The sequence below is a fragment of the Paraburkholderia sp. RL17-381-BIF-C genome (genome assembly GCF_046026435.1).
GTDB lineage: Bacteria > Pseudomonadota > Gammaproteobacteria > Burkholderiales > Burkholderiaceae > Paraburkholderia.
Window position 1 is genome coordinate 1 of record NZ_JARESX010000150.1, and the last position, 4,888, is coordinate 4,888.

Annotated in this window: 4 protein-coding genes and 1 pseudogene; all 5 read right to left on the bottom strand. The window is 57.2% G+C overall.

All coding sequences use genetic code 11. The annotated features are described in order from the left end of the window. Window positions 1-234 precede the first annotated feature (234 nt). Window positions 235-954, bottom strand: a pseudogene (locus P0D70_RS36150) (IS6 family transposase). A gap of 245 nt (window positions 955-1,199) precedes the next feature. Further along, window positions 1,200-1,988, bottom strand: a complete 789-nt coding sequence (locus P0D70_RS36155; protein WP_408188044.1) for an EAL domain-containing protein — start codon at window positions 1,986-1,988, stop codon at window positions 1,200-1,202. 37 nt (window positions 1,989-2,025) lie between these two features. Next, window positions 2,026-3,387 carry a sensor domain-containing diguanylate cyclase gene (locus tag P0D70_RS36160; protein WP_408188045.1) on the bottom strand — a complete coding sequence of 454 codons (1,362 nt, stop codon included), beginning with the start codon at window positions 3,385-3,387 and terminating at the stop codon, window positions 2,026-2,028. Window positions 3,388-3,392: 5 nt separating this feature from the next. Beyond that, on the bottom strand, window positions 3,393-3,764 hold the full coding sequence (locus P0D70_RS36165; protein WP_408188046.1) for a phosphonate transporter: 372 nt from the start codon (window positions 3,762-3,764) through the stop codon (window positions 3,393-3,395). A gap of 855 nt (window positions 3,765-4,619) precedes the next feature. After that, a partial coding sequence (locus P0D70_RS36170) for a DUF2878 family protein (protein ID WP_408188047.1) occupies window positions 4,620-4,888 on the bottom strand: 269 nt, incomplete at its 5' end.

A 4,888-nucleotide genomic window follows, 5' to 3' on the forward strand; every position in this document is an offset into this window, starting at 1 on the left:
CTGTTGCATAAGTTCCGGCTCAAAGTCAAAACCCAGGATCGAAGCTTGAACATGCCGGATCCCACGTAACACGCGTGTCGGCAAAATGATACACCTCTGACAGCCCCCCCCGGGGCGTGGTGAACAACACCAGGCAGGCACGGAATCGCCAGCGGCATAGCCCTTCCGTGTCACTTATCGGTTCTGGTGCAAAAAGCCGGTGCAGCCGAGACGCCCCCAATACGTACGGACACCTTATTTATCGGATAGGACAACATTCCAGATGGCGGGTGCAGCAGTATCCTTGAGTCCGAGAGTGCGGAGATTGAACTGACCCTTGCGGATGCGGTGCATCAGCTCGATGCCTGAAATCATGGTCTTCGCACCCCTGAATCGCTTGAATCCGAGCATCACGTTCGTTCTGGACTTGATGTTTCGGTGGCCCTGTTCGATAACGTTATTCAGATACTTCGAGGAGCGCACATGCACCTCCTCAGACAACAGAGCGTCAGCGATCATCTCGCGCACGGCCCCGGTGCGAGGCGGCATACCCATCGAGCGTGATCGTCTCCGGTGGCTGGCCCTGATGTTTGATGGCCTTGCCGCAAAAGGCTTTGGCCGCGCTCACATCGCGCTTTGTCCTGAGCATGAAGTCGACTGCCTGGCCGAACCGATCTACCGCCCGGTAGAGCTAGAACCACTTGCCACAAATCTTCAGATAGGTCTCGTCAACGCGCCATGACCGCCCTGCCGGTATGGCAAAGCGATTCCAGCGCTTCACGAACTCCGGTGTGAAACGCTTCACCCACCGCATGATCGTGGTGTGCGTCAGCGACAGACCCCTTTCGGCCATCATCTCGACCAGGTCGCGCAGGCTGAGCTTGTAGCGAAGGTACCAACGAACGCACAGAAAATGATCTCCCGATCAAAATGCAGCCCATCGAACAACCCCTCAAGCCCCTTCCCTTTGCTCATCGCCGCCTACCAGATTGATTGGATCGCTACTTTAACCGGTCCAATGAACCAATCTGCACCAGAACCCGCGCCACGGACCTGTTGATCGGGATCGAGTGCGACTGAGCCATTCGGGTGATACAGTTCCGCGCCCCTTCGGGCATAGCGGCGTTCAATTGCAATAGACCCGCTCAGCACAAGCACGCCGCGCCAAGAAGCCGCGTCAACGGCTGATTGCGCCAGAGACTACTTAACCGTATTCATCGTTACGGAAGATACGCGGCACTACTGATTTCCGGAATTGATTTGAAACCAGGTCTTGCGAAGAAGTAACCTTGCATCAGGTTGACGCCATGCGCGACAAAGAAGTCTCGCTCTTCTCTGGTTTCGATGCCCTCCGCGACCACGCGGATGCCGAGATCGTGACATATCGATAGAACGCCACGCACGATGCGCTGACGCACCGAGTCAGTGTCGATACCGCGGAGAAGCCCCATGTCGAGCTTGATGATGTCGGGCTGAAAATCCACGAGGAGCGCGAGTCCCGAATAACCGGCCCCGAAATCATCAATTGCTGTCAGAAAGCCGAATTTCTTGTATGCCCTGAAAATCTCGACCAGGTGATTACGGTCCGTCAGATGTTCGCCCTCGACCGTCTCGAATATGATTCTTTCAATCGGGAAGCAATGCTCCTGCGCAGCATCCAGGGTACTCCTTATGCAGACCTCCGGCCTGTAGACCGCGTTGGGCATGAAATTGATGGAGAGGAATGCGTCAAGACCTAGCGTAGCTGCACGGGCAATAGCAACCCGCCGACAGTGCTGGTCAAACTGATATTTCTTTACGTCCTCGATCTGTGACAGGACCGAATGCGCGGATTCACCGTTTGCACCACGCACCAGCGCCTCGCATGCGAACACGGTCTGAGCGCCCATGTCGACGATTGGCTGAAATGCAAAATCAATGTCCACAGGCAAGGGCGCTGTGTCAGCGCATCCAGAACAGCTGTACGACTGTCCGGCCGCCTTACTGCTATGAATCTTGAAAGAAGTCATCTCTCTCTAACGTCGTCAATATTCGCTGTTTGGGATTTCATCTGTTGCCCCGTCGCCGGGCGGCCGTCACGTTTTGAACCGCGTTGCCGTCTGGGCACATGGAACAAACCGTGTCCGTTTGCTCCGCAACCTCTACACGTACGCAGTTCCGGCCTGCTCTTTTCGCGTCATAGAGTGCGCGGTCGGCGGCAGCCAGCAAGCTTTGAAGCGTCGGATTTGCTTCACTTAGGCTTGCCACACCAAGACTCACTGTTGCTTTCAGTTGTCCGACCGCCGTGTCGATTCGCGCCCGCTCGACCGCAACGCGCAATCGCTCAGCGACCGCGATTGCCTCGCTGGCTGTTGTAGATGGCAGCATCAAAATGAATTCCTCACCGCCAAGCCTCGCGACAGTGTCGGACGTCCGTACCATGCCCATCGCTTCACCAGCAATCCGCTTTAACACTTCGTCGCCCGCCTGATGCCCTGCCGTGTCATTTATACGTTTGAAGTAGTCCGCGTCAAGCATGACGACTGACAACGCACGGCCGTGCCGTTCTGCACGCACGACCTCGGACTCCGCAATCTCAAAGAAGTGAGCGCGGCTCGATACGCCGGTCAGATGGTCGGTCGTAAGCAGACGCGCGAGGTTATCGCTGGTCACCTTCCGCTCCGTCACGTCTCTCAGGACCACCGAATACCCTGATATGTCACCGTCGTCCTCACGGAGTACCGCAATGAGAACTTGCCCCCAATACCGTCTACCGGTCACGGTTTCGCACCAGAGTTCCTCCACATGCCAACCCTCGTCGCGCGTCAGCGCGATGTGCTCGGGAGAACGGTGCAGAGCGATCTCGTCGCGGGCATAAAAACGCGAGAGCGTGTGGCCGACGACATTCGACTCAACAAAGCCCGTCAAGCGTTCAACCGATGGATTCCAGCTTTCGATGCAGCCCTCAGCGTCAAGCGTAAAGTACGCAAAATCGTTGACACTCGTGTGGATTCCGGCGAGCCATGACTCTGTCTGCCGCGCGCTGCGCTCAGCGGCGACCTGTCGGGAAATGTCCGTGAGCACCGTCATCAGCAGATTCGCGCCCACCTTGATGATCGAACAGGCAAGGACGACCGCACCATCCTTGGCCGGTGTCACAAACACCCGGTGGTTTTCACACACAGCGCCCCGCTCACCCTCAAAGCTGGCTACCAGATTGCGAAGCTCTGGAGCGACTGATGCGAGGCTGTCGAATATATTCTCGATACCGCCGTCTTTTACCCGCGGCATGAGAAGCTGCGCGGCAAGCGGGTTCATCATGTCCACGAGGCCCGCAAGGTCGCTGCGAATAATCCCGACCGGGGACAGGTACATGAACGAGAGTAACGCCTCGTACTCGGACTCAATGTCGTTCGTGTCTGGATTCACCGCGCTCAATTTGTGACCCTTCGCTCAATCAGGACAAAACGGATTTCGCAGTCCGGGGCCTTTAGCAGCCTGAGCCGCACCGGGGTCGGGCGCATGCGCAAGGTCAAAACGTAGGGAACGATGTCGTCAAGTACGTCTTCGTCTTCGAAGCGCTGCGCTACCATGAAATTGTTCATGCATAGCGCGACCTCGCCGAAGAAATGTTTTCCTAACACCCGCTGCGGCCTCAATCCGGCATTCCTCGACTCGGTGGCGTTATATATGGTGACAATTGCATCCGACGTAAAGCCGATAAGACCAAAGAGCATCTCATCTAGACGCTCCACAGCCGATTCAACCAGCTCTGGGATCCGCACAGCTTCAAATTCATTATTCACTTTTATTCCATGCTGGTTTCATCACACCGAGTGGACTCGGACTGACCATGTCATCATCCATCCCGTCTCTTAGGATTCCCGCAAAAAGGGCCGCGGTTCGAACCGCGTGGAAATCACCCATATATACTTTAACGACCGCCTACAATAGAACTTTAGTGCGGGAGCTGTAGGGAAGGATGACGAGCGCCGGTCAACCGGCAAAACTTCCGGGCGAAAACGTGAGGGCGCTGGAACGTCAAATCGTTCGTGACGCAATTGGCGAGAAGACACAGGCTTGCGCAGACAACGTTCAGATCGAGGCCGACATCAGCAAAAGTGCCGTCAGACGAAGCGTCCGCCGATCTGCTAGCGATAGAATGAGATCCCTCGCAAGTGTCGCTTGGGCGGACGGGTCATTCATCGACGACTCACACAGTCGGTTCCCACGGCGCGTGAGTTATGGTCGCGACGATGATCATCGGGGATTAGCACGCATTTTGCAGATTTGCCGCGCGTCGTGGTGATCGACGGTCTACGCGAAACGAAGTTGCTGTAACTGTCTGCTGTGGACAGCGTCGCTTTCAACGGGCGGGCGCGGGATGATCGTCATAGCGAGACGTGAGGGTTGAAGAAAACTTGATAGACCTTCTAAGGATATGACTCTACCCTTGGTCCTCTCGCCGCGAGGCACAGGCCCTCTACATCAATACTAAAGCCATGGGGCTTGCCGGATGCCCGAACGGCCCTCACTGCGCAGGCCGCGTTGACGAAACTTCGCTAACTCGGCGTCGGCAAGCGAAGGCCCAGAGGGTCGCCGCCGTACGGCCCGCGACGACGTGAGCAAATTCCCCAATCTGCCTCAAGCGGGCCGTCCGCTCAGTCCGCAGGCACGTGCACGCCGTTCCAGCGCCGAGCCAGCGCCAGCATCAGCGGCATCAGCACGGCCCATCCTGCGCCGATTGCGACGAACGACAGAACCGGATCGGCAAACTGAACCGCGCCAAACGCCGCGCCCGCGCGAAAGGACAACGGGCCGGCCAGCGCGCCCGCTGCGGCCGCTAGCAACAGCCGTCTCTTCAGCCAGCCGAACAGCACGTTCAACTGAACCGCAAACAGCGCCCATAATGCGAGCAGCCACCACGGCG